This window comes from Pseudoalteromonas sp. 2CM37A (genome assembly GCF_023161885.1).
In the GTDB taxonomy this organism is placed as follows: domain Bacteria; phylum Pseudomonadota; class Gammaproteobacteria; order Enterobacterales; family Alteromonadaceae; genus Pseudoalteromonas; species Pseudoalteromonas atlantica.
This window is the reverse complement of sequence record NZ_JALNTJ010000026.1, coordinates 1-693: the sequence shown is the minus strand read 5'-3', so window position 1 is coordinate 693 and position 693 is coordinate 1. Positions and strand designations below refer to the sequence as shown.

Here is a 693-nt window from a genome sequence, read left to right as displayed (position 1 = left end):
AACGACACAACACCGACGATCTCCGGCACAAGTGATGCGCCACAAGGCAGTGAAGTCACAATTATTGTGACAGACAACGCCGGTGCAGCGCAAACCATTACCGCCACAGTGGGCGCAAGTGGTACATGGTCAGTGCCGGTTACAACAGCCCTTGCTGAGGGCAACTTTACCGTAAGTGCAAGCGTAAGCGATGCCGCGGGTAACACAGCGACCGCCACAGGTGCAGGGGAGGTTGATACCATTGCGCCAACACTTGATTTAACCAGCCCAGGTTCAAGTAACGATGCCACACCGACTCTAAGCGGCACCAGTGATGCGGTTGAAGGCACCGTGATCACCTTTACGGTTATCGATGATTTAGGGGCCGAGCAAACCTTTACCACCACCGTGGATGCGAGCGGCAACTTCTCAGTGGAAGTACCGACGTCACTTGCAGAAGGACCGTACAGCATTGAGGCCAGCATTAGCGATGATGCAGGTAACAGCATTGATATCAGCGGCAGCGGTAACATCGATACCACCGCGCCAAGTGTGAGTGTGGATGCACCAGCGCTCACCAACGACAGCTCGCCAATAGTTACGGGCACCAGTGATGCACCAAACAGCACCGTCACGGTAACCTTTACCGATGCAGCCAATGCCGTACAAACTATTGATGTACAAACCGATGCCAATGGTAATTGGAGTGCCACC

At 54.1% G+C, this 693-nt stretch carries 1 protein-coding gene; it reads left to right on the top strand.

Translation table 11 applies throughout. The annotated features are described in order from the left end of the window. The coding region (locus MTF68_RS19640) for an Ig-like domain-containing protein (RefSeq protein WP_248463413.1) at positions 1-693 on the top strand (693 nt) is incomplete at both ends.